The 1,285-nt window shown below is 76.7% G+C and carries 1 protein-coding gene; it reads right to left on the bottom strand.

Features of this window, described 5'->3' with window-relative positions; all coding sequences use genetic code 11:
* Positions 1–81: 81 nt before the first annotated feature.
* Positions 82–1,044, bottom strand: a complete 963-nt coding sequence (locus tag AN218_RS29615) for a TIGR03621 family F420-dependent LLM class oxidoreductase (RefSeq protein WP_070020152.1) — start codon at positions 1,042–1,044, stop codon at positions 82–84.
* Positions 1,045–1,285: the final 241 nt, after the last annotated feature.

Here is a 1,285-nt window from a genome sequence, read left to right as displayed (position 1 = left end):
TGCGGCCCCTGCCCAACTGGGCGGGGGCCGCAGCCCGTTGAGGGCCGGGCCCAGGTCCCGTCCGCCCGACGTCCGGTCCGCTCAGGCCCGGTCGCGGGCGGTCAGCTCCCGTACGCGGGCGACGACGGGCGCGAACGCCTCGGCGTACGGCCCGTGCACGGTGTAGTGCGTGAAGCCGTAGCGCTCCCGGTGCCGCAGCACCTGCCGCGCCATCTCCTCGACGGTGCCGACGAACACGAAGGGGCAGGCGAGGAGTTCACCGGCGTCCATGACCCGGCCGAACCGCTCGACGAGCCGTTCGGCCTCCCCGCGCCGGTCCTCCGTGACCACCACCGCCTGTACCAGGGCGTGCCACTCGATGCGCTCCGCGCGGGCCCCCGCCCGCTCCCGTACGTAGCGGACCCGCTCCCCGGCCTCGGCGGGCGTGCCGATCCGCAGGGTCCCGGGCGGCTCGCCCTTGACCTGGTAGGTGCCCGCGATGCTGACGACGTCCGCGTACTCCGCGGCGACGTCCAGCACCCGGTCGCCCGTGCCGCCCACGATGAGCGGCGGCCCGGTGCCGCCGAAGCCGTGCCGCTGGACGGGGCGGGGTTCCGGCCGGCCGGGACGGGCGGGCCTCCCGGGCTGCTCCGGAGGGTCCTCGGCGGCGAAACGCTGCCCCAACTCCCCGACGGTGGCGCGCAGTTGGGCCGTACGTTCGCCGAACGGGCGCCACGGGACGCCGGCCGCGTCCATCTCCCACTTCATATGCCCGGCGCCGAGGCCGAGTTCGAGCCGTCCGCCGGTGAGGACGTCGGCGGTGGCGACCTCGCGCGCCAGCAGCGCCGGGTTCCAGAACTCCGCGTTCAGCACCAGCGTCCCCACGCGCAGCCGCTCGGTGGCCAGGGCGGCGGCGACGAGCAGGGGGAAGGGGGCCGGGATGTCGAGGTGGTCGGCGGCGTACACCGCGTCGTAGCCGTACCGCTCGGCCCGGCGGCACTCCGCGGCGACGGAGTCGTACGACGCGAACCCGGCCAGCCCGTGGGAGAAGCGAAAGTCCCTCATGCGCGGACGCTACCCGGCGGGCGGCGTGCTCACGGGCGTCGCGGGGGAGCGGTCGCCGGGCTCTGCTGACGGCAGAGCGGGGGTACGCAGGCGCGGGCACGTCGGGGGCGCGGCGTCCAGGCGTCGACGCGGGGTGCGGCTCCCGCGGTTGCCGGTGCGGCCCGCCCTTCGTACGGTCATGACCATGGCACGCGCTGCCGCCGACGAGCCCCGCCCGAGGCCCCGGCTCCGGTACGGGACC

Source organism: Streptomyces nanshensis (assembly GCF_001751255.1).
Lineage (GTDB): Bacteria > Actinomycetota > Actinomycetes > Streptomycetales > Streptomycetaceae > Streptomyces > Streptomyces nanshensis_A.
The sequence above is the reverse complement of the archived record's forward strand: the minus strand, read 5'-3'. Positions and strand labels throughout refer to the sequence as shown.

Bases quoted from the DNA above. Each gene is read 5' to 3' on its own strand.
- AN218_RS29615 (WP_070020152.1), bottom strand. From the start codon at position 1,044: ATGAGGGACTTTCGCTTCTCCCACGGGCTGGCCGGGTTCGCGTCGTAC.